Raw genomic sequence first — 21,562 nt, 5'->3', positions numbered from 1 at the left:
TCAGGTTAAGCGCGGGGCTAAATTCAGCCATCACGCTGTCAAAGTTGTTTTTGTTAATAGACACTTTTTTTCTTTCCGAGAGTGGGCGCTGTTCTTGCCCATGACTGTAATTGCCCATCACTAATAATTTCAGCGGCAACTCCACTTTTTTCTGCGCGCCGCCGGTGTGCAAATCTAATTTAATATTAATACGCGATTTAGGGATTTCATTTTGAAAACTCTGGGTCATCATCGCCTCCTCAGCAATAAAAAGTAACGCCGGGCATGAGGGGCATGCCCGATAAATTTCAGGAACAAAGAACGGATTCAGATATTTCAGAGCAGGCAGTTAACCGGACAGTAAATAAGAGAACACCGAGAAGATCCGCCCCCATAAATAAATACATTGACCGAGCAGATCATTTCCTAACCAAGGCGATTTTGTAAACTGATTTATCTAAAAGCAAGACATTTTTTATCAAATAGCACTTTTTGTTCAAGACTATTGAGTCATAAAACCTGACATATGAGGGTAAAAACAGATAATATATAAATCAAACCTAAACGACTCACCAATTTTTTCACAATAAAGTGGTGTTTGCTTTGATAAAATGATAGTGACTTATTTATTTTGTTATCATTAACACCATTCAACATGATAAAGCTCGGTTATATTTTTTAAATTTATATTATTTTTCAATTCACTAAATCATCAATAAACCGTGCCTGATTGGATGGGTAAAAAAGAGAATGGTTATCAGTCAGATTATGCGAATGAGAATACATTCAATTAAGCAGCGTAATATTATGGGATAACATGTCGGTTAATTATCGCTTTTATAGGATAATAAGTATGAGAATGAAAAAGCCTTATCCTGCGTGATAAAGCGGGCATATTTTTTCTCTTTTTGATGGTGCGAAAGTTATTGAGGATGGTGTTTCTGAAATAGGGAGCCGAAGTACGGGAAAATACGATTATTGATAATGGAGACGATGATTTGTTTTCGGGTATTCCCTTTTATATTTATGTCCCGGAGATGCCGGTCCATTTAAGTCAGCAGTAGGTATTATAAAATACCGCTGAACGCCGATAATTAAAATGATATTCACCCAGAGTTGGAGACATAATCATAATAACGTTCTCGTGTTTTCCTCTCTGGAAATGGAAATCATTTTGCTGTGTCAAGCTCAACTTTCCCAGTGTGCAAACAGACCGGGCTTAACTCTCCGTATCCTGTCTAACTATTCATACGCCTGAACCAGACTACCGTGTACCCGCTTGTATTTGCGGGTAACCCATTCAGCCAGGCGCTTTCTGAGCTTGCCACGCAATATCATTGCCTGAGCATGACTCTTGCAGTGGATGACTATATCATCAGCGTACCGCTCAAACCGGACAACGGGGAATTCCCGCTTCATCCACATGTCGAATGCATAGTGCAGGAACAGATTTGCCAGCAACGGACTAATAACGCCCTGAACGCAAAAGGTAATATTTTTATGCCTTATGTCGAGATCAACAAATATACAAAAAGCGGAACGTCTCAATATGGCTCATGGATTGTGGATTGCTCACTCATGGGCTGAGTGTGGCGGAGGCTGCCCTGCCATTGTCACGTCAGTTCGAACTATCCCGACGTCAGGCTTATGCTCTCCGTTTTCTGGTGATTTCCAGAGCGATTTAAATTCTGTCAATGAATCAGCTGATAACTCGCATTAAGACGTTTAGCCAACTTTTCAAGTCGCTTATCCAATGTCCAAAGTCTTGCCCCTGGTGTTATCAGGGTCGATGCCAGCAATGTAATATCAACCAGACCACATCCGAGGCCGTACAGCTTTTCGTTTTCAATGAATGCCATCACCTCGATGATAGTGGCCTGATGACTCTGTGGTAACAGCCCCAGATCTCCAAGCGTTCTCAGTCTTGGTGCCGGAGGGGTACCGCAGGCTATTTCAGCCAGTATCATTGGATGAATCAGAACCAGATCCCAGCCCAGCAACTGAACCAACCTGTCATTCCTGTTTTTGAAATGGTCAATCCAGACGGACGTATCAACCAAAATAGTCATTATGCGGATGGCTCCTCGCGGCGGCGAGGGATCATCTGCATTTCAGGCGATGATCCGCCTAGCGAGGCCAGCCTTTTTGCCGCCTGCACCCGAACAAACGTTTTCACAGCTTCCCGGAAAATATCGGCCTTATCCATACCTGGATCGGCCATTTCCAACGCCTGTGCATACAACACATCATCAATTGTGACTGTAGTTCGCATAACATTACCTCACGAGATTCATATTATGATGTAATCATGCATCAAAAATAGAATCAATGCAATTGACAAGAAAAGAATACTGTATGAAAATAATCTGCTGTCGGAAAAGCATATCCGTTATGGCGGTTATGGGGGCATTGCTTACTACCATGTTAGCGACACCTATATGGAGAGCATAAAAATCTATGGTCACCCTCGTTTTTGCAACACTCATTTTGATGCTTTCCTAATATGGGGCGCAATGTATACCTTGCGGCCATCGTCTACAGTAGGTAGCACGTAATAAATCATAATGGTTTTTTTCCGTTTCCTGACCAGTAGTTAACTTCTCCATTTTCATTAAACTGATACTGAGATTTTCTGGTTTTCCTTTTCTTGTATTTGAAAAGTCAGCAATTTAAACCGGAGTTTGACTCCGGTTCTTTAGCAAAAACAGGTTAAATGCTTTGTGAAAGCAAAGAGGAAACCTGCCGGGCATTTCTGCATTTAACTAAAAGCTGAGGCGTCAGAATAACACCAAACTTTTCAGTGAGGCACCGAGCGATTTCTTTAAGATGAGAGGGCCTTAATCCCAGCGCTAAAAATTCAGAGTTTTCATTCAAACCAGTTAACGGCTTCACACCAATGGTATGCAAATAAATGCCGAGGATCAGTTGGTAATGTTTATCTTTTGTGCTGTTATTGACTCTTTGGCTCTCCGATATAATCGACTGCTTATCAGCCAAATTATCCGGCTTCGGTTGCGTAAAGAACGCTCTGATTTGATGTCGATCCGTTTTACCGTTTGCAGACAAAGGAAACGCCTGAATATGAGCAAAACGCGTCGGTATATGAGAAACGGGTAAAAGCCCGTGAGAAAAATCCCGCAATTCTGAGGCGGGAATTTCCTGACCATTGAGCGTCGTATACATAGCGCCTAATGTTGCGTCGCCATTCTGTTCATTTGGATAATCAACGACGACAATATTATTGATTTGTGGGTGTTTACATAACTCATTTTCAATATCAGGCAGAGAGACCCTAATCCCCCGAATTTTGACATAACCATTTACTCTGCTGGCAAAAATGATGGTGCCATCTTTTCGGTAATAGCCCTGATCCCCTGTTCTAAATGCTCTTAATTGTTCACCTGTAGGCGAGGTGATAGTGACAAAATCTTTTTGCACAACAAGACCCTCTTCCAGATAGCCTAAGGCAAGATTGACTCCTGTAGTATAAATCCGGCCAGTCACAAACGCCGGGCAATGTTCATTGATATCATTACAGATAAAATATTGAGTCGCAGGCAGGGGCTTACCATAAGGAATAAGGCTGACATCCGCCGACGTAATTTCATGCCATATACTCCAAATTGTCGTTTCAGTAGGCCCTCCCAAAGAAAACAACCGAGTATCAGGATACGTCGCTCTAATTTCCTTGATGAGAGCAGGCTTAATATAATCACCGCCCTGCGCTATCAGTCTGAGGGAAGAGAGAGAATCTCCCTTTTGGCACGCAATTAACATTTCTAAAATCGCAGGCACTGAGCACCAAATAGAAACTTTGTGTTGTGAAACCAGCCGATTCCAATGGATAGCATCTTTCTCTGCATGAGGTTCAGGGATAACCAGTGTTGCGCCAATAGTTAGTGATGCAAAGAGGTCGAAAACCGACATATCATGATGCAATGGCGTAACGGAAATAAACACGTCATCCTGTTTAACCTCCCATTTATTCAGCGTTTGCCCGATAACATTAGATGTTGCCTTGTTATTGAGCACCACACATTTGGGTTTACCCGTTGTTCCGGATGTGTACAAATAATAAGCAGATTCAATGCTATGACTCAGTGATGATAAAGTTTCTAAAGGGAGTAAAACGTTTTCAGAAACTGATGTGAGCAGTGTTTTCAATGTGATGGTTTTATCACGATTAAACTGTCCGGTATTCACAATGAGATCAGAATGGCAATTCGTTAGCAAATAATCCAGACGTTCAGAGGGAGAATTCACATCAATAGGCACCCAAATAATCCCCAAAAGCGCACAAGCGATTGTCACCATCACATGTTCAGGACTACGAGGCAAACAAATCGCAACCACACTGCCTTTGTGCATCCCACAGCGATTCAGGTTATTCACTATTTTTTGAACACACACACCCAACTCAGAATATGTAATCTGCTGTTCCCCACAGATAATAGCGGATTTTTTTAATTTTCCCGTCAATAGGTTATCCGCAATACGAGCCAGGAAATCTGAACAGATAAAATCATTGTCATCACCGTTATCTTTGTAATGGTGGTAATCAATCACCTCAGAAAAATCCACAGCAAGTTTTTCCTGACGACAGATCAGCGCTATTGCTTGAGTGATGGTTTGTAAAATATCCTGTACGATATTTTGTTCCAGCGCTTTTTCTGCATAATCAATGGATAACACCAGATTTTTGTCCTGGTCTAGGGATAAACGAATATCCATCGCAACTTGCGGTGTCTGCGTTAATCCATCATAAAAAGAGACATCACCAGATGCAGGCAATGTTTTCCATGACAAACCATTCGTTAGCACAACAGGTAGCGCTAAACCTGTTTGATGTTGATTGAATATCAGCCTGTTAATATCAACGCCGGAAAAATCCAGATGTTCCAGAGAGGCAAAAATATCATTTTGAAAAGCTGTTGCCCTTTCTAAAAATGGCGTCTGGTCTCTTTTAAAACAAGCAGCGATAAATGAAGATTCATTACTGAACTGCATTTTCTGGGTGGGAATAGCAACCGGAACACCGATACATAACCGACTGTCTTGAGTCCAAAATGACATTATCTCCAGGATAATGGTAGATAAAATCGTATTTTGAAACAGGCCATAAGATGAAGCGATTTTAGACAAATGATTCAACGTCGCGCTGGGAACGGTGACCTTATCCCTTCTGTAGCGAGAGGATTTTATCGATTCTGGTGGTCTCTTCCAGGGCAACGCCGGTGGGCCGGGATATTCTTTTAGTTTTTCTGACCAATATTCAGTATCACTTTGCTTTTTCGAGACAGAAGGCGGTTGAAGCAAATGAGCGATATTTCCCGTTGACCTGGATCTTTTCTGCTCATTCTCATCCTCCTCAAACAATTTAAATAATATGAGAGAGATAGCGCTGCCATCCAAAATCAGTGCATCAAAGCTCACGAACACCACGGTCGTAAAAAGATCTTTATCTTCATCCTCTGGCTCTGCCAATTTCATGACCCAAATATGCCAGGGAGAACGAGAAAGATCGTGGATTGTATGAGAATACGCCTGCCTCATCTCATCTATCTTTTGATAAGCCGCTGAACGCGGGATATCCGTGAAATCAATTTCATCAAGATTCAGGATAACGGCATCGGAGACATATTGAACCAATGAACTTTCATCTATATGGGTACGTAACGCATCATATTGCTGTACTAATCTGGTGAGCCGGGACCTGATGACGGAAAACTCGATATGACCTCTGAATTCCCTGAAATCATGCATGGCAACACCACCCAGTGGTAACAGTTCACTTCGTCCTAGCAGGTACGCGCGTTGTAATGGTGTCAGTGCGGTATCCATGATATTTCCTCAATTTTCGATTGTGAGAAAGCGCGGAATCTAATTAATTAACAAGCTAAACATTTAATCTCTTTCAAAAAGAAAGATTACTTCTGTCGAGTAAGGATTTTCACTAGTGCCTCAGCCGCCTTTTCAGCCGCTCCCCGCGATCTTAATGTCATCGTCTGTGCCAGTGCATTTAATGTTTGGTGAGCCTTAATATCTTCAATTATCAGTCCTGCCTGTGGGATATATTTGTTAATAAATCCCGTTAATTCTTCTGCGACATCAGTATCAATATCCAATGCTGAAAGAGAAGTATGAGCGTTGATATTTTCTTCATTCGTCAGCCGGGACAGCAGAAGAATGAGCATTTGCTCAACACAAGAGGATGTCATCTTTTTAGCCCCCACATTTTGATGCGAAGCAGAAAAATGAGATGAGAAAAAATAGTCCAAAGACTGGTTTATTAGTTCAGGTGAACGAATGATCATCCGAATCAAAGAGAGATAGATATCAAACATTCTGCGGATATACGGTTCAGGGAAAATATCCAGACGAACATCCCAGTTGACCAGAATCCCTTCATAAGCAGGCGCAATTTGGACATCCAAGGCAACCTGTGGCCCTTGAGAAATAACAAAGACCATTTCACCGAAAGCACGGGTTACATTTTCGGACAATAAATTATCGCCACTGATACCAAAACCGGAGGTAAAAACGATAGGCGAGATTTGCATGTTACCGTGGTATCTGGAGAGATCCCGCATAACACTGACGCCCGGATAAGCCCGGTGAGAGAGGAGTAAAGCGATTTGATCAGCAAAACGATGGCATAACGCAATCATCGGCTCATGACGTTGTAATTCAACACTTAAAATAGATAAATCTGAAAAATCACCAACAATTTTGTCCACATCACTGAGGTAACTTTCTCGCTGGAACGTAGGTACATTTAATCTGAATTTATCAGACTGAGTACAAATCCCGACGGTACACGCGAAAAGAGACAGAAATAATGTTGACAGCGTAATCTGATATTTTTTGGCGGTTGTCTTTAACGATAACTTTTGTTCTTTAGTTAGTTGAACCGCGAATCGATCACTCAAGTATTCTCCCTTTGGGAGAGGGCGATGAATATGAGGAAGTTTAGGGGCTGGCGGAATTTGCGCAATACGCGTACTCCACCATTTTTTATCGCGCTCACGTAAAGTTAATAAAGATTTATCAGCCTGCATTCGCTCTAAATAGTGAAAATAAGTGCTTCCTCCACTTTTTGGTTGATGGTCAGGCTGATGATAAAACCGGGCCAAATCTTCCATGAGAATACGAAAACTTTGCGCATCACCTGCAATCATGTCCAGGTCGATATGCAAGCGAAAGTCTCCATCTTTTAAAAGGGTGACACTCAAATCGATAGACTGACCATGTTCAAGATCCAGTTTCTGGTGGGTTTTACTTTTTCGTTTACTTTCCAGAAAATCAGCAATGGTTTTTTCATCACAGATACTGACATCATCAATGTGCAATTTATCGTTGGAAGACAGACTTTCTATGGTTTGCATGCCATCCGGTGTAACGCGTAGTTGCAACATCGGATGGATATCAAAGAGATACTGTACGGCAGTTTTCAGCCGCTCAAGATCAAGTTCAGTACCATCAAACTCTGCATACAAATGTGCGGTAACACCACCCAACGTCTGTTCATATTGCCGGCCAACCCAATAAGCGGCCTGCATGGTCGTTAGCTCTCTCATTTAGTTTCCATAAAGTTTAGATTATCAGCTACAACAAGAATATGATTACAAATGATAATAAAAATTATTATTATTTGATAAATAAAGCAACATGAATATGAATCAGCCCGATGTTAATGACTGAAATTTATTGAAAATATCTATATTTATTAATTGGATAAACCACTCAATAAGCAGGTGAACTTTATTCCACAGGATGAAAGTCGAGAACATATCATCTAAACTAGATAAAAAAATTAATATATGCAATAAATTAATATCCAATTTATAGCAATAAATAAATGGACGCCGTACACCTGCTCCCCTAGCCTGATTAAACGCTATACGTGGATAAACCAATAGTTGAAAAACAGCCTTCACATATGGATCATTTGACCTTGTCTGCGGCGCAAACGGTATCCGTTATCGAGACAAAATTGCGCCTACTGTGGAATTGCGGCTACTGCTGATAAATTAGAATAAAAATATTAATTTGGAGTGCTACTTCAAGTAAAACAAAGGTGTTTCTATAACATCATTAATTGAATATAGAAACACCTGCGAAAAAAACCTCTGAATTTCCATTCAGGGGATTACTTATAACATCAATACCAATTACAACACATCAACCGCATTCAGTTCCCTGAAAGCCTGTTCCAGGCGGGCAGCCATAGAAACCTGACCGGCACGCAGCCATACGCGTGGATCGTAGAATTTTTTATTGGGTTTATCTGCGCCTTCAGGATTACCCAGCTGGCCTTGCAGATAGCCTTCGTTCTTTTTGTAATAGTTCAGAATACCTTCCCAAGTCGCCCATTGGGTGTCGGTATCAATATTCATTTTAACAACGCCGTAGCTGACCGCTTCCTTGATCTCTTCCGCTGTAGAACCGGAACCACCGTGGAAAACAAAGTCCAGGCTGTTGTGTGGCAGATTGAATTTCTCAGCAACATAGTCCTGCGAGTTACGCAAAATTTTTGGTGTCAGCTTAACGTTGCCTGGTTTATAAACACCATGAACGTTACCGAAAGAAGCAGCAATAGTAAAACGTGGGCTGATAGCGTTCAGTTTCTCATAAGCATAAGCAACGTCTTCCGGTTGAGTGTATAGGGCGGAGCTATCCATATGGCTGTTATCAACACCATCTTCCTCACCACCAGTACAACCTAATTCGATTTCCAGCGTCATATCGATTTTTGCCATACGAGCCAGATACTTGCTGCAAATTTCAATATTTTCTTCCAACGATTCTTCTGATAGATCGATCATATGGGAAGAGAACAACGGTTTACCTGTCGCCGCGTAATGCTTTTCACCGGCATCCAGCAAACCGTCAATCCACGGCAGCAGTTTACGCGCACAGTGGTCAGTATGCAGGATCACAGGAACACCATAATGTTCAGCCATCTGATGAACATGGCGAGCACCAGAAATTGAACCCAGAATAGCCGCTTGCTGACCTTCAGCTTTCACACCCTTACCGGCAATAAAAGCAGCACCGCCGTTAGAGAACTGAATGATAACGGGAGAACGAACTTTGGCGGCCGTTTCCAACACTGCGTTGATTGAATCAGTACCTACACAGTTTACCGCCGGCAACGCAAAGTGGTTTTCTTTAGCTATTGCGAACACTTTTTGAACATCATCACCAGTGATGACACCCGGTTTTACGAAATCAAAAATTTTAGACATGTTACGTGGGTCCTGTTTAGAGCGGGCAGATAAAACTGCCCGTCATGACTTAATTACTGTTTTGCACGTTCTTCCAGCATCACAACCGCAGGCAGTTTCTTTCCTTCGACAAACTCAAGGAAAGCGCCACCACCAGTAGAGATGTAAGAAATTTTGTCAGCAATACCGAACAGGTCGATCGCTGCCAGCGTATCGCCTCCACCTGCGATAGAGAATGCGTCACTATCAGCAATTGCGCGGGCGATAATTTCAGTTCCTTGACGGAAATTAGGGAATTCGAATACACCAACCGGGCCATTCCACAGAATAGTTTTAGCGTTTTTCAGGATGTCTGCCAGACGTTGAGCGGATTCCTCTCCCAGATCGAGGATTTGCTCATCATCTTTAATATCGCCGGTAGATTTCAAGGTGGCTTCCGCAGTTTCAGAGAATTCTGTTGCTACACGAACATCAGTTGGCACGGGAATATCGCAGCTTATCAGCAGTTTTTTCGCTTCTGGGATCAGATCATCTTCATACAGTGAACGACCCACATTGTGGCCTTCCGCGGCAACAAAAGTATTCGCGATACCTCCGCCTACAATGAGTTGATCCGCGATTTTAGACAGGGTGTCCAATACGGTCAGCTTGGTTGAAACTTTAGAACCACCAACGATAGCAACCATTGGACGGGCTGGTTTATCCAGCGCTTTACCCAATGCTTCCAATTCTGCGGATAGCAGCGGACCTGCGCAGGCAACAGGAGCGAACTTAGCCACACCGTGGGTAGAAGCCTGGGCACGATGCGCCGTACCAAATGCATCCATGATATAAATATCACACAGAGAAGCGTATTTTTTCGCCAGAGTTTCGTCGTCTTTCTTCTCACCTTTATTAAAGCGAACATTTTCCAGAACAACCAGCTCACCTTCCGCTATGTCTACACCTTCCAGATACGTTTTTTCCAGACGAACCGGGGAAGATAATTTCTCTTTCAGGTAATCTACTACTGGTTTCAGTGAGAATTCTTCATTGTATTCGCCTTCAGTAGGGCGGCCGAGGTGAGAAGTGATCATAACCTTAGCGCCCTGTTTTAATGCTGCTTCGATGGTCGGCAAAGAAGCACGGATACGCGCATCAGAGGTGACTTTGCCATCTTTTACCGGAACGTTCAGGTCAGCGCGGATCAAAACTCGCTTACCCGCCAGATCTAAATCGGTCATCTTAATTACAGACATGGTGAATCCTCTCGTTGATTCTCTAAATTGTTTAATCTTGTGCCGTGTGCAGATCTATTATTATGCACTGTCTGTCAGCAACAGATCATTTGAAACCCGTAGCAGCCATTGCTAACGTTGTATCCAACATTCGGTTAGCAAAACCCCACTCATTATCGCACCAGACTAATGTCTTAACCAGGTGCTGCCCACTGACCCGCGTTTGGGTGCCATCAACAATCGCACTGTGGGGATCGTGGTTAAAATCCGTTGAGACTAACGGCAATTCGGTATAGTCAACTATACCACGAAATGAAGTTGCCGCTGATTTTTGCATTAATTCATTGATTTTTCTGACATTCACTGGAGATTTTACTGTAACGCTCAAATCAATAGCAGTAACATTAATCGTTGGTACGCGTACTGAGATGGCTTCAAAGCGGTCACAGAATTTTGGAAAAATCCGGGTTATCCCTGCGGCCAGTTTGGTATCCACTGGAATGATAGACTGGCTGGCGGCCCGGGTACGCCGTAAGTCTTGATGATAAGCATCAATCACAGGCTGGTCATTCATTGAGGCATGAATTGTTGTCACCGTTCCAGATTCAATTTCAAATGCATCATCCAATAATTTAATGATGGGAATGATGCAGTTGGTGGTGCAAGAGGCGTTGGATACAATGCGATCTTCCGCTGTCAACAGGTCCTGATTCACACCATAGACCACCGTCGTGTCTAAATCATTGCCGCCTGGATGAGAAAACAGCACCTTTTTTGCGCCACTGGCAAGATGCGCTTCCCCATCAGCTCTGCTGCCATATATCCCACTGCAATCAAGAACAATATCAATCCCCAGTTCTTGCCAAGGCAATGCCGATATATCGGATTGATGAAACAGACGAATATTATCGTCACCAACCTGCAACAAATCATTATTCAGACGCACATCCCAGGCAAAACGACCGTGACTAGAATCATACTTCAGCAAGTGGGCAATCCCTTCAGCATCTGCCAACTCATTAACAGCAATAATAGCAATTTCAGCCCGACGCCCAGACTCATAAAGAGCACGTAAAATACTGCGCCCTATCCTGCCAAAACCGTTTATCGCTACCTTGATTGTCATGTTACTCCCTGAATATAGTTATTACCACGCAACCGTTTAGGATAACTGACTCAATCACTAATGTACTGATTGTTTATCACAAAATTGCTAAAACTGTGGCCTCCAGACAATAAAATGAAACGATTCAGCTACTGGTAATGAGATTAAGGGAAAAGCAGATTGATGGCAATAGTAAAAAGTGATCAACTCACGAAATGGAAAAACGTGCCATAAGAACCCGCCTTCCACTCTCAGCGTCCCAGATTGCCGTAGCAATGCGCATCACACGCCAAGGTGCGCAGAAACAACTGAATATTGGATTGAAGGCAGGAATGGTGAAAGCTATCATTAATCCTCGGCACAAACCGGTCTAATTTCCACACAATTGCATCGTGGGATCGCTGGTAGTGGTACGTTCATGAACTATGCCGTTTGGGAAAGTTTAGAGTGTTTTCGCGCTGCATTCACTAATCCAGAATTTCAGGCGAAGCTCGCTAAATATTCCGATGGGATAATCGGGTCGCCGCACATATTTCAAAAACTAGCAGTTCCTGGAATCTGCGAGGCATAAATAAAAGAGCGCATCCGATCAATGTTTACCCCGGATGCGCTCACTCATAAACTAACTCATTATTTCAGTAGAGCTTTAGCCTTAGCGACAACATTCTCTACAGTGAAACCGAACGCTTTAAACAGCTGATCAGCAGGAGCCGATTCACCAAATGTCTCCATACCTACGATAGCGCCATGTATACCGACATATTTAAACCAATAATCAGCAATACCCGCTTCAACGGCAACACGCGCAGAAACCGCTGCTGGCAATACCGCTTCACGGTACGCAGCATCCTGCTTATCAAAAGCATCAGTAGACGGCATAGAAACTACACGTACCTTACGGCCTTCCTGAATCAGTTGATTATAAGCCCCTACTGCCAATTCAACTTCTGAACCTGTTGCGACCAGAATCAACTCTGGCTGACCTTCACAATCTTTCAGGATGTAAGCACCTTTCTCAATATTAGCCAACTGTTCAGCAGTACGTTCTTGCTGTGCCAGATTCTGACGAGAGAAAATAAGTGCTGATGGGCCTGTTTTACGTTCAATAGCATATTTCCATGCAACCGCAGATTCAACTTGGTCACATGGACGCCATGTGCTTAGATTTGGCGTCACACGTAAACTGGCAATCTGTTCTACCGGCTGGTGGGTCGGGCCATCTTCACCCAAACCGATTGAGTCATGGGTATAAACAAAGATGCTGCGAATTTTCATCAGTGCCGCCATACGCACTGCGTTACGGGCATATTCAACGAACATCAGGAAAGTTGCGCCATAAGGTACAAAACCACCATGCAGAGCGATACCGTTCATAATGGCGGACATGCCAAATTCACGAACGCCATAATGGATGTAGTTACCTGCCTGATCTTCGTTCAATGGCTTAGAACCTGACCACATCGTTAGATTACTTGGCGCCAGGTCCGCAGACCCCCCCATAAATTCAGGCAGCACTTTACCGAAAGCCTCCAAAGCATTCTGAGAAGCTTTACGGCTGGCAATATTGGCAGGATTTTGTTGCAATTGTTCGATAAATGCTTTTGATTCGGTTTCCCAGTTTGCTGGTAATTCGCCACTGGTACGGCGTTTGAATTCAGCGGCTAATTCAGGATACGCTTTTTCATAAGCAGCGAATTTCTCATTCCAGGTTGCTTGCTTCGCGTTACCCATCTCTTTTGCATCCCACTCAGAATAAATTTCCGCTGGAATTTCAAATGCCGGATGATGCCAACCCAGCACTTCACGCGTTGCAGCAATTTCTGCGTCACCCAGTGGCGCGCCGTGAGAATCATGAGTACCCGCTTTGGTTGGCGCGCCAAAACCGATAACTGTTTTACACATCAGCAGTGAAGGTTTATCAGAAACTTTACGTGCTTCTTCAATCGCTGCTTTGACTGCATCTGCATTATGACCATCAACGCCGCGAACGACATGCCAGCCATAAGCCTCAAAACGACCTGCGGTATCATCGGTAAACCAGCCTTCAACATGACCATCAATAGAAATACCATTGTCATCATAGAAAGCAATCAGTTTGCCCAGTTTTAACGTTCCCGCCAGAGAGCAAACTTCATGAGAAATACCTTCCATCATGCAGCCGTCTCCCATAAACACATAAGTGTTATGGTCAACAATATCATGACCAGGACGATTAAATTGTGTAGCCAGAGTACGTTCAGCAATAGCAAAACCTACTGCGTTGGCAATCCCCTGCCCTAAAGGACCGGTCGTTGTCTCTACGCCTGGCGCATAGCCATACTCAGGATGGCCTGGAGTTTTGGAATGCAATTGACGGAAGTTTTTCAGATCATCAATAGAAACGTCATAGCCGGTGAGATGCAACAGGCTATAAATCAGCATAGAGCCATGGCCGTTAGACAATACAAAACGATCACGATCAACCCAATGTGGATCAATGGGGTTATGATTTAAATAATCACGCCATAAAACTTCAGCGATATCAGCCATTCCCATAGGCGCGCCAGGGTGCCCTGATTTTGCTTTCTGCACAGCATCCATGCTAAGGAAGCGAATAGCATTAGCAAGGGTCTTACGAGTGGTCATTTTCTACTCCAAGTGGGATAAAAACGTTTAGGGGGATAATTTTCTCAGCACAGCGTACAAACCGCAATCTTTAAAGCCAGATATAAGAAAACTATCTTAATTTCACTTAAACGACAATTCTTTGATTTAGGTTGCTGATTTACACGAATTTCGTCGTCATCAGAATAAGAAACGAACTCATTACGCAATATAGCGAGGTAATTTAATTAAACATAACTATTATTTGCAAATCAATAGATAAAATACCCAATTAAATGGAGAAACATCTTTAATTAGTGGCAATTTCCAGCTACAAAATTAATTATTTATATTGAACGTATATGACGTGCCAATGATCCATTAGCTATTTAATTTGTAAATAATTAATATTCAGTCTCCCCTCCAGATATCAATATCATCGTCACATCAATAAACAAATAAATAATTTAAAATAAAATAATACTTATAGTGATATTTTCTTATATGATGATATTTTTACGTAAAATAGTAAGTAATTTAATCAACATATATAGATAAAACAAAAAATATTATTTTTTGATGAATTAATTATTGCAATCCATTATATAATCAGGTTATTTTAAATAGAATAAGAAAAATAGCCGTTCAGATAACTACTTAATTAGTCATTATGGGGTCTCCATGTTAAATATAAAAAATAAGCAAAATAATATCACTCCGCAATTAATTTATATGTGGGAAAGAAGTAATGAACATGAAGAAGAATTTTGTCGTCAGGATCAAAAAGTTATTCAAACTATGCAAACGGTTACGTCACTTGAAGCTCACCTGTTTGGAAAAAATAACATCAAGCAAACCTATCGCTGTGGTAAATATCCACTTTGTGATGAAAATAGTCACTGCATCGGTATCACTTTTCATCTATCCAAAGCTCAAAATTTTTCTATTTCTTATTATCATGAAAAATCCTCTCCAGCGGCTCTGGAATTTACACCCCCCAGCGACATACTGACTCAAACTGAATGGGAAGTGCTTTTTCTGGTTCTGCGATCACTGGATGAAGAAGACATCAGCAAAGAATTAATGTTAAGTGCAGAAGACGTCATTAATTATATTCAATCAATTTACCAAAAATTTAATCTGCCATTGCATATAGAATTGGAAGATTTCTGTAAAAAAATAATTTTGATCTTTATATTCCAGAAAGATTTTTCTCTATTGGCAGTAAAGAGTTATAAATTTTCATTAATCAAAGAACCAAACCAAAAACTCAAATATCTTTCTAACAAAATAGGAATTTTGTTGTGAATTACAAAAAATTAACTGTATCTCCTCAAATTATTAACTTTATGGAAACCAGTCATGAACCATGGGGTATAAAAGATAAAAGCTCCCGCTTTGTTTATGAGAACAAAGCAATGGCTATGTTACGGGATCTTCCTGTTGGTTTTAGTGTTGAAGGGCGTCTCGACAATGATTTGCCTTGGAATGGCGCAGCTTTTGCAGAACAATTTCAAATACATGACAGAGCAGTCATGCAATCAGAAAAAAGAATATGTTCATTAGAAACACATTTATATGGTAAAGAAAAATTACTTTCTTCATATTTTTTCGAGAAATTTCCATTTTATAATGAAGATAATCAATGTGTTGGCGTTATTTTTCATGCATGGAAAGCCGAAGCTTTTTCTCTGACGCGCTTTTTTTACGGTAAACTCCCTGCTTCTATCATGTTTCAACCACCCTCGGAGTTATTTACTCAACGGGAATGGGATGTCATTTTCCTGTTTTTACAGAAATATACCAGTAAACAAATCGGACGAATACTCGATATCTCTTATCGTACTGTAGAAGCTCATATGTTACGAATATACAAAAAAATTGGCATTAATTCTGGTCAGCAATTGGATGAATATTGCCGCCTTAATGATTTTGATCTCTATGTTCCTGAGAGATTTTTAAAGCCAGGAAGTAAAATTTTAATATAATATGAAAAATAGCTCCGATCCTTGGAGCATTAAAGACAAAAGTACCAATAGGAAACTATTAGTCAGTCAAGCTATTAAACCAAGAATACTTTTAATATATAATAATTATGACCTTTACATCCAGCAGAAATACCTTCAATATATGATTCTTATTTTGTTGCAAAATAACTGTTGCCACTATTACGTAATCGTTTCGATAGCCTCTTTAATTAACCCTCATTGATAATCTGTCCCCCAATTACCACCAAGTGATAAAAACATTGATAATTTTTCTATATATCGATGTTCTTTAATAATTAAAATCAGGAGATTACGATGAATATTCAAGATTGGCATCCAGCGGATATTATTGCAGCCTTAAGAAAACAAGGGACAAACCTTTCAGCAGTTTCCCGCAAAGCAGGTTTGGCATCATCGACACTGAATAATGCATTACATCGTCCATGGCCGAAGGGGGAAGCGTTAATCGCCACCGAATTGGGTTTACATCCATCGACTATTTGGCCATCACGCTATAGACCTGGTAAAGAGAATAAATTCCTGATAAAGGTTGCAGAAACAAGAAGTATAGAAAACAGGTAGCTTCTCTATGTCTGCAATGCCAATAAAGAGACTACCGCATGACATAAACGAGAAAGCCCCGGGCGATTACCCAGGGCTTCGAAATCATTGGCGGTGCGGACGGGGCTCGAACCCGCGACCCCCGGCGTGACAGGCCGGTATTCTAACCAACTGAACTACCGCACCGCACAGCGTTCTGGTTAAGAACGGGGTAGATATTACGAACCCAGGATCATCCCGTCAATATTTTTTATTATAAAGTGGCGCGCTTGATCAACTTTTCACCCTTAAAGGTGATTTATCTGCAATTTTATTTTAACTCTGTTCAGAACTTGTACGCCATAAACAGCTCCCGCCTTTCTTCTCAACTAAATCCAATCTGGACTCATGAGCGACAAGTTCTTCATCCGCTGCATAAATAATTTTTAATGCAGTTTGAGGCCGGGTAATACGCTGTACTTCAGAAACACCCGCATTGCCAAGAATGTCCCCTTCCATTGAGAATGCAAGAGAAGTCTGCCCGCCTGTCATTATCAAATAGACATCAGACAATATCTCGGCATCAAGCAACGCCCCATGTAAGGTTCGCTTAGAATTGTCTATATCATAACGATCACACAATGCGTCAAGGTTGTTTCTTTTCCCCGGAAACAAAGCTCTTGCTAATTGCAAGCTATCAGTAATCTTGCAAAAATCAGCTGTTGGTGGGATATCACGGTCCAGTTTCCCAAATTCATAATCCATAAAGCCGATATCGAAGGGAGCGTTATGGATAATTAACTCAGCGCCACGAATGAATTCAATGAATTCATCTGCGATATCAGCAAACAGCGGCTTATCCTGCAAAAATTCATCACTGATTCCATGAACTTCAAATGCCTCAGGATCGACCAATCTGTCCGGTTTAATATAGATATGAAAATGGCGGCCAGTCAGACGGCGGTTAATAACCTCTACGGCGCCAATTTCAATAATTTTGTGTCCTTCATAGTGAACACCTAACTTATTCATACCAGTGGTTTCGGTATCAAGGACAACTTGTCGTGTAATCGCAGTGCTCATAACGCTTTTTTATGTCAGACTTAAGGTTTTGGGATTGAATAAGAAGAGTCTACCAGATATGAGCAAGCAGGTAGAAATTTTCACCGATGGATCTTGTCTTGGAAACCCAGGGCCAGGTGGATATGGTGTTTTACTACGTTATCAACAACACGAAAGAACCCTCAGTGAAGGTTTTCATCGCACAACTAACAACAGAATGGAGCTGATGGCCGCAATTATTGGTCTGGAAACCCTGACTCGCCCTTGCAAAATTGTATTAACCACCGATAGCCAGTATGTGCGCCAGGGCATTACACAATGGATCCATAATTGGAAAAAGCGCGGCTGGCGTAAAGCAGATAAATCGCCTGTCAGCAATGTCGATTTATGGCAACGTCTCGACCAGGCAATTACCCGCCATGATATTGATTGGCAATGGGTTAAAGGCCATGCCGGGCATGATGAAAATGAGCGTTGTGATGAATTGGCTCGAGCTGCGGCAAACTCACCAACCAAAACCGATGCCGGGTATGTCGAAAATACAGATTAATCGCGTTTTCGGTAACATTTTGTTACACCAACGGCACTACCCAGTTTGGGTCTTAATAGCGTCATTTTTATCTGGTTTAGCGTTAATGGCAGTGTCCGTTTACGGGCAATAATCAGGCTTACACAGCCAAATACAGGCAAATGCCGGTTAAAAAAACCGGCTTCATTTCGCCAGGGTAATACTTGAAAATTACCACGATACATCACTTCATAATTAAGCAGACTCAACCAATCAAGTTGACGCGTCAGGGAAAACATACGGCTGCAATAGGGCTGATGCCGCCATAATCCTGGTACTAATTTCCCTAAACCCAGCAGACTCAATGAATTGAAACCACTGATGATAAGCCAGCCATCATCAATCATCACCCGGTCAACTTCCCGTAAAAGACGATGAGGGTCAGCACTGTAAGCCAGCACATGACTCAGCAAACAAGCATCAACGGACTTTCCTTCAAATGGCAGGTGATAAGGATCGGAAATCACCTGCATATTCTTTCCTTCCTTACCCACATTAATCTGATTGAAGATTGGACACTCCTTGCTGTTAATTTCAGCACTCAAATTACCGATTTTCAGCAGATGGAAACCAAATATTTTCGGCCACCAGGGTTGTAATTGATGTTCCAAAGCGGCACGGTAATACTCCCCCCAAGGTAAATCAGACCAAGAAGCCGGGGGATTCATGTTTTGTGTTGTATGTGCAGATTTCATGGCTTCTTTTCCTTATAACCGCTGTTAAATAAGAGGTATACAATGGAGCTTATCAGTATTCCTGCTCTTTCGGATAATTACATTTGGTTACTTTGTGATGAAAATAGACACTCTGTAATCATTGATCCAGCAGAATCACAACCTGTTCTTGATACTTTGAAATCCCGTGGCTGGATACCCGATGCAATTTTACTTACCCATCATCATTATGATCATGTTGGTGGTGTTCCTGGGATTATTGATCAATTCCCTGATCTGCCAGTATACGGCCCAGAGGAAACCCAAAACAAAGGCGCCACAATAATAGTACGTGGAGGTAATAGCATCAATTTTGGTTGTTTTTCTTTCCGAATTATTGATGTTCCAGGCCATACTCTGGGACACATTGCTTTTTATCAAGCTCCTTACCTTTTTTGTGGAGATACATTGTTCTCTGGTGGCTGCGGACGTCTCTTTGAAGGCACCGCTGAACAGATGTACGCATCTATAGGAAAAATAGCTGAGTTGCCTGATGACACACTTATCTGTTGCGCCCATGAATATACCGTTTCAAATATGAAATTTGCTCATGCTGTTTTGCCCAATCAGACTATTAGCGAATACCAGCAAAAAGTAACTAGAATGAGGGAAAATAATCAACCAACAGTACCAACCACGTTACAAACTGAGAAAAAAATCAATATTTTCTTAAAATGTTATGATATTGATTTACAAAGAAATATTGGAATCACGCCACACTCTCAACCGCTTTCCAGCGTTTTCCGTCAGCTAAGAATACAAAAAGACCAATTTTGATTGAGATAGTTGCTATATCAAGCCAAGATAAGTATTATTGCTCGTCTTTTAAGCAGATATAAAAATTAATTATGAAGACAAAAGCGATTCTGTTCGCATCTGTCTTGCTGGTTGGCTGTCAATCCGGACCTGATTGGTCGATGACAGCCGGGCAACGGGCACAGAATTCGTCTTCAACGAGTCTAAAAACAGGCAAGATAGCAGCAGCTGATGGCGCCAATCAGTTTGCTGCCTGGAAGGATGGCGATCCCAGCACCCAACAGGAGCTGTGGAGATACATCCGTGACGAGTTGAGGATGCAGGTCCCTGATAATTACAGGGTTCGTGAACAACGAAATTATTACCTGAAAAACAAGAGCTATCTCCACGATGTAACTTTACGGGCTGAACCGTATATGTACTGGATAGTCAGGCAAATCAAGCAGCGCGATATGCCGATGGAACTGGTGCTGGTACCCATAGTGGAGAGTGCTTTTAACCCGCATGCTACCTCACGCGCTAAAGCGGCAGGTCTGTGGCAGATTGTCCCGGATACGGGTCGCAGCTACGGTCTTACCCAAGATAAATGGTACGACGCACGCCGGGACGTTGCTGCCTCAACGACGGCTGCCCTGAATCTGTTACAGCGCCTTAATAAAATGTTCAATGGTGACTGGCTATTGACTATTGCTGCTTATAACAGCGGCGAAGGCCGTGTTATGCGTGCAATGAAAGAAAATGCGGCAAAAGGTAGACCAACCAATTTTTGGTCCTTATCACTGCCAAGAGAAACTGCGCTTTATGTACCTAAAGTTCTGGCGCTCAGTGATGTCATCCGTCACAGTGATAAATATGGCATTACGCTGCCAAAATCCAATGATCAACGGGCACTTGATCAGATTGATGTTGGTCAGCAAATCACACTGTCTCAAGCCGCAGAAATGGCTGGCATGTCCCTGACATCCATTAAGGCATATAACCCTGGATATAAACGGGGAGTTACATCGCCTAACGGTCCGCATTACATCATGCTGCCAAAGGCAAAAGTTGATCAGTTTAAAAACTCGCTAGCAAATGAAACCGTTCTGAGCAATATGCGTCAGGAAGTTGCGAAGAACAACCGACGACTGAATAAACGAAGCCGATACAAAGTTCGTTCAGGAGATACATTATCCGCTATTGCAAAACGGTTTAATTCTTCCCCCCGTGAATTACAACGCATGAATAGTCTAAAAACAGCCAGGTTGAAAGTTGGACAAACATTAAGGGTAAATAATAACAACGCCATTATTTACCGTGTCCGTCAAGGTGATTCAATTGCCAGTATTGCTAAAGGTCACGGCATCAACATTAAGGATTTAATGAACTGGAATGATGGCATAAAAACAACAGATATCAAACCAGGAATTGAATTAACACTCTATGTCAATGAATTTTCTGATGAAGTTTAAAATCTTTTCCAGTAGATATTTTATTGTTGAAGGAAGATAATAGATGGCCCTCCCTTAGGGCCATTTCTTCATATTTAGTGGAATAAACTTTAGCTTACTCTTTCCGAAATCAAATGAATCGAAAAATAGTGCAAAATAATATATTAAGAGCGAAAAAGTAGGTGGTTGTTTTTCTGTTGGATCAGTTATGGAGTTAAAATTAGTAATTAACCTCAGCTCTGTTTAAGAACAGAGATTTCAGAAACACGTAGATTCAGACCCAGTCTTATCGCTTGGAATGTAAATGTGCCGCTTCTATGCGTTTCGTGCATTGACTCAAGCATTTTTATGCCGATAACGTATCAATAGTAAGTTTGTCAGACATTTGTTCAAG

General features: G+C 41.8%; 17 protein-coding genes, 1 tRNA gene and 3 pseudogenes. 8 read left to right on the top strand and 13 right to left on the bottom strand.

Translation table 11 applies throughout. The features are described 5' to 3' along the window. From ABR397_RS20480 to ABR397_RS20465, 4 genes and pseudogenes are all read right to left on the bottom strand, one after another. On the bottom strand, positions 1 to 232 hold a 232-nt coding region (locus ABR397_RS20480; protein ID WP_350307329.1), incomplete at its 3' end, for a type VI secretion system contractile sheath small subunit. Positions 233 to 1,278: 1,046 nt separating this feature from the next. Next, positions 1,279 to 1,455, bottom strand: a pseudogene (locus tag ABR397_RS20475) (reverse transcriptase domain-containing protein); the annotation flags it as partial. A 215-nt stretch (positions 1,456 to 1,670) separates the two neighbouring features. Continuing rightward, on the bottom strand, positions 1,671 to 2,048 hold the full coding sequence (locus tag ABR397_RS20470) for a type II toxin-antitoxin system VapC family toxin (RefSeq protein ID WP_350307328.1): 378 nt from the start codon (positions 2,046 to 2,048) through the stop codon (positions 1,671 to 1,673). Beyond that, the gene (locus ABR397_RS20465; RefSeq protein ID WP_350307327.1) at positions 2,048 to 2,251 is read right to left on the bottom strand and encodes a type II toxin-antitoxin system VapB family antitoxin; all 204 of its coding nucleotides are present in this window, start codon (positions 2,249 to 2,251) and stop codon (positions 2,048 to 2,050) included. Before ABR397_RS20465 ends, ABR397_RS20470 begins: the two co-directional genes overlap by 1 nt. A gap of 79 nt (positions 2,252 to 2,330) precedes the next feature. Between ABR397_RS20465 and ABR397_RS20460 the strand changes: the two are divergent. Further along, positions 2,331 to 2,417, top strand: a pseudogene (locus tag ABR397_RS20460) (hypothetical protein); the annotation flags it as partial. Positions 2,418 to 2,688: 271 nt separating this feature from the next. Here the strand turns inward: ABR397_RS20460 and ABR397_RS20455 are convergent. The 5 genes from ABR397_RS20455 to epd form a co-directional block, all read right to left on the bottom strand. After that, positions 2,689 to 5,820, bottom strand: a complete 3,132-nt coding sequence (locus tag ABR397_RS20455; protein ID WP_350307326.1) for an amino acid adenylation domain-containing protein — start codon at positions 5,818 to 5,820, stop codon at positions 2,689 to 2,691. 86 nt (positions 5,821 to 5,906) lie between these two features. Beyond that, complete coding sequence (locus ABR397_RS20450) at positions 5,907 to 7,556, bottom strand: condensation domain-containing protein (RefSeq protein WP_350307325.1); 1,650 nt, start codon at positions 7,554 to 7,556, stop codon at positions 5,907 to 5,909. Between the two features lie 594 nt (positions 7,557 to 8,150). Further along, positions 8,151 to 9,227 carry a class II fructose-bisphosphate aldolase gene (gene fbaA / locus ABR397_RS20445; protein WP_350307324.1) on the bottom strand — a complete coding sequence of 359 codons (1,077 nt, stop codon included), beginning with the start codon at positions 9,225 to 9,227 and terminating at the stop codon, positions 8,151 to 8,153. 53 nt (positions 9,228 to 9,280) lie between these two features. After that, positions 9,281 to 10,444, bottom strand: a complete 1,164-nt coding sequence (pgk, locus tag ABR397_RS20440) for a phosphoglycerate kinase (RefSeq protein WP_350307323.1) — start codon at positions 10,442 to 10,444, stop codon at positions 9,281 to 9,283. Between the two features lie 85 nt (positions 10,445 to 10,529). Continuing rightward, positions 10,530 to 11,549 (bottom strand): erythrose-4-phosphate dehydrogenase, encoded by a 1,020-nt coding sequence (gene epd / locus ABR397_RS20435; RefSeq protein WP_350307322.1) that lies wholly within the window; start codon positions 11,547 to 11,549, stop codon positions 10,530 to 10,532. Positions 11,550 to 11,895: 346 nt separating this feature from the next. On the opposite strand from epd, the pseudogene ABR397_RS20430 reads away from it, so the two are divergent. Beyond that, positions 11,896 to 12,099 (top strand): annotated as a pseudogene (locus tag ABR397_RS20430) (antibiotic biosynthesis monooxygenase family protein); the annotation flags it as partial. 59 nt (positions 12,100 to 12,158) lie between these two features. Here ABR397_RS20430 and tkt read toward each other — a convergent pair. Then, on the bottom strand, positions 12,159 to 14,153 hold the full coding sequence (tkt, locus tag ABR397_RS20425; RefSeq protein WP_350307321.1) for a transketolase: 1,995 nt from the start codon (positions 14,151 to 14,153) through the stop codon (positions 12,159 to 12,161). Positions 14,154 to 14,792: 639 nt separating this feature from the next. Here tkt and ABR397_RS20420 point away from each other — a divergent pair. From ABR397_RS20420 to ABR397_RS20410, 3 genes are all read left to right on the top strand, one after another. Continuing rightward, entirely contained in the window at positions 14,793 to 15,419 is a 627-nt protein-coding gene (locus ABR397_RS20420) for a helix-turn-helix transcriptional regulator (RefSeq protein WP_350307320.1), read from the top strand. Further along, the gene (locus tag ABR397_RS20415) at positions 15,416 to 16,099 is read left to right on the top strand and encodes a helix-turn-helix transcriptional regulator (protein ID WP_350307319.1); all 684 of its coding nucleotides are present in this window, start codon (positions 15,416 to 15,418) and stop codon (positions 16,097 to 16,099) included. Before ABR397_RS20420 ends, ABR397_RS20415 begins: the two co-directional genes overlap by 4 nt. 315 nt (positions 16,100 to 16,414) lie before the next feature. After that, positions 16,415 to 16,681 (top strand): helix-turn-helix domain-containing protein, encoded by a 267-nt coding sequence (locus ABR397_RS20410; protein WP_350307318.1) that lies wholly within the window; start codon positions 16,415 to 16,417, stop codon positions 16,679 to 16,681. Between the two features lie 88 nt (positions 16,682 to 16,769). Here ABR397_RS20410 and ABR397_RS20405 read toward each other — a convergent pair. Both ABR397_RS20405 and dnaQ read right to left on the bottom strand, forming a co-directional pair. Beyond that, positions 16,770 to 16,846 (bottom strand) — tRNA-Asp (locus tag ABR397_RS20405). Between the two features lie 129 nt (positions 16,847 to 16,975). After that, a complete protein-coding gene (dnaQ, locus tag ABR397_RS20400; protein WP_350307317.1) occupies positions 16,976 to 17,722 on the bottom strand; it encodes a DNA polymerase III subunit epsilon in 747 nt (248 codons plus the stop codon). A 58-nt stretch (positions 17,723 to 17,780) separates the two neighbouring features. On the opposite strand from dnaQ, the gene rnhA reads away from it, so the two are divergent. Further along, positions 17,781 to 18,251 carry a ribonuclease HI gene (gene rnhA / locus ABR397_RS20395; protein ID WP_350307316.1) on the top strand — a complete coding sequence of 157 codons (471 nt, stop codon included), beginning with the start codon at positions 17,781 to 17,783 and terminating at the stop codon, positions 18,249 to 18,251. On the opposite strand, the gene ABR397_RS20390 is transcribed toward rnhA, so the two are convergent. Then, positions 18,248 to 18,964 carry a class I SAM-dependent methyltransferase gene (locus ABR397_RS20390; RefSeq protein ID WP_350307315.1) on the bottom strand — a complete coding sequence of 239 codons (717 nt, stop codon included), beginning with the start codon at positions 18,962 to 18,964 and terminating at the stop codon, positions 18,248 to 18,250. The genes rnhA and ABR397_RS20390 overlap by 4 nt on opposite strands. Before the next feature lie 42 nt (positions 18,965 to 19,006). On the opposite strand from ABR397_RS20390, the gene gloB reads away from it, so the two are divergent. Beyond that, a complete protein-coding gene (gloB, locus tag ABR397_RS20385; RefSeq protein WP_350307314.1) occupies positions 19,007 to 19,759 on the top strand; it encodes a hydroxyacylglutathione hydrolase in 753 nt (250 codons plus the stop codon). 71 nt (positions 19,760 to 19,830) lie between these two features. Beyond that, positions 19,831 to 21,189: a murein transglycosylase D gene (gene mltD / locus ABR397_RS20380; protein WP_350307313.1), complete on the top strand. Its 1,359-nt coding sequence runs from the start codon at positions 19,831 to 19,833 to the stop codon at positions 21,187 to 21,189. Positions 21,190 to 21,562: the final 373 nt, after the last annotated feature.

This window comes from Photorhabdus viridis (assembly GCF_040256935.1).
Classification (GTDB): Bacteria; Pseudomonadota; Gammaproteobacteria; order Enterobacterales; family Enterobacteriaceae; genus Photorhabdus; species Photorhabdus viridis.
Note: the sequence above shows the minus strand (reverse complement) of the source record. Positions and strands in the feature narration are given on the sequence as shown.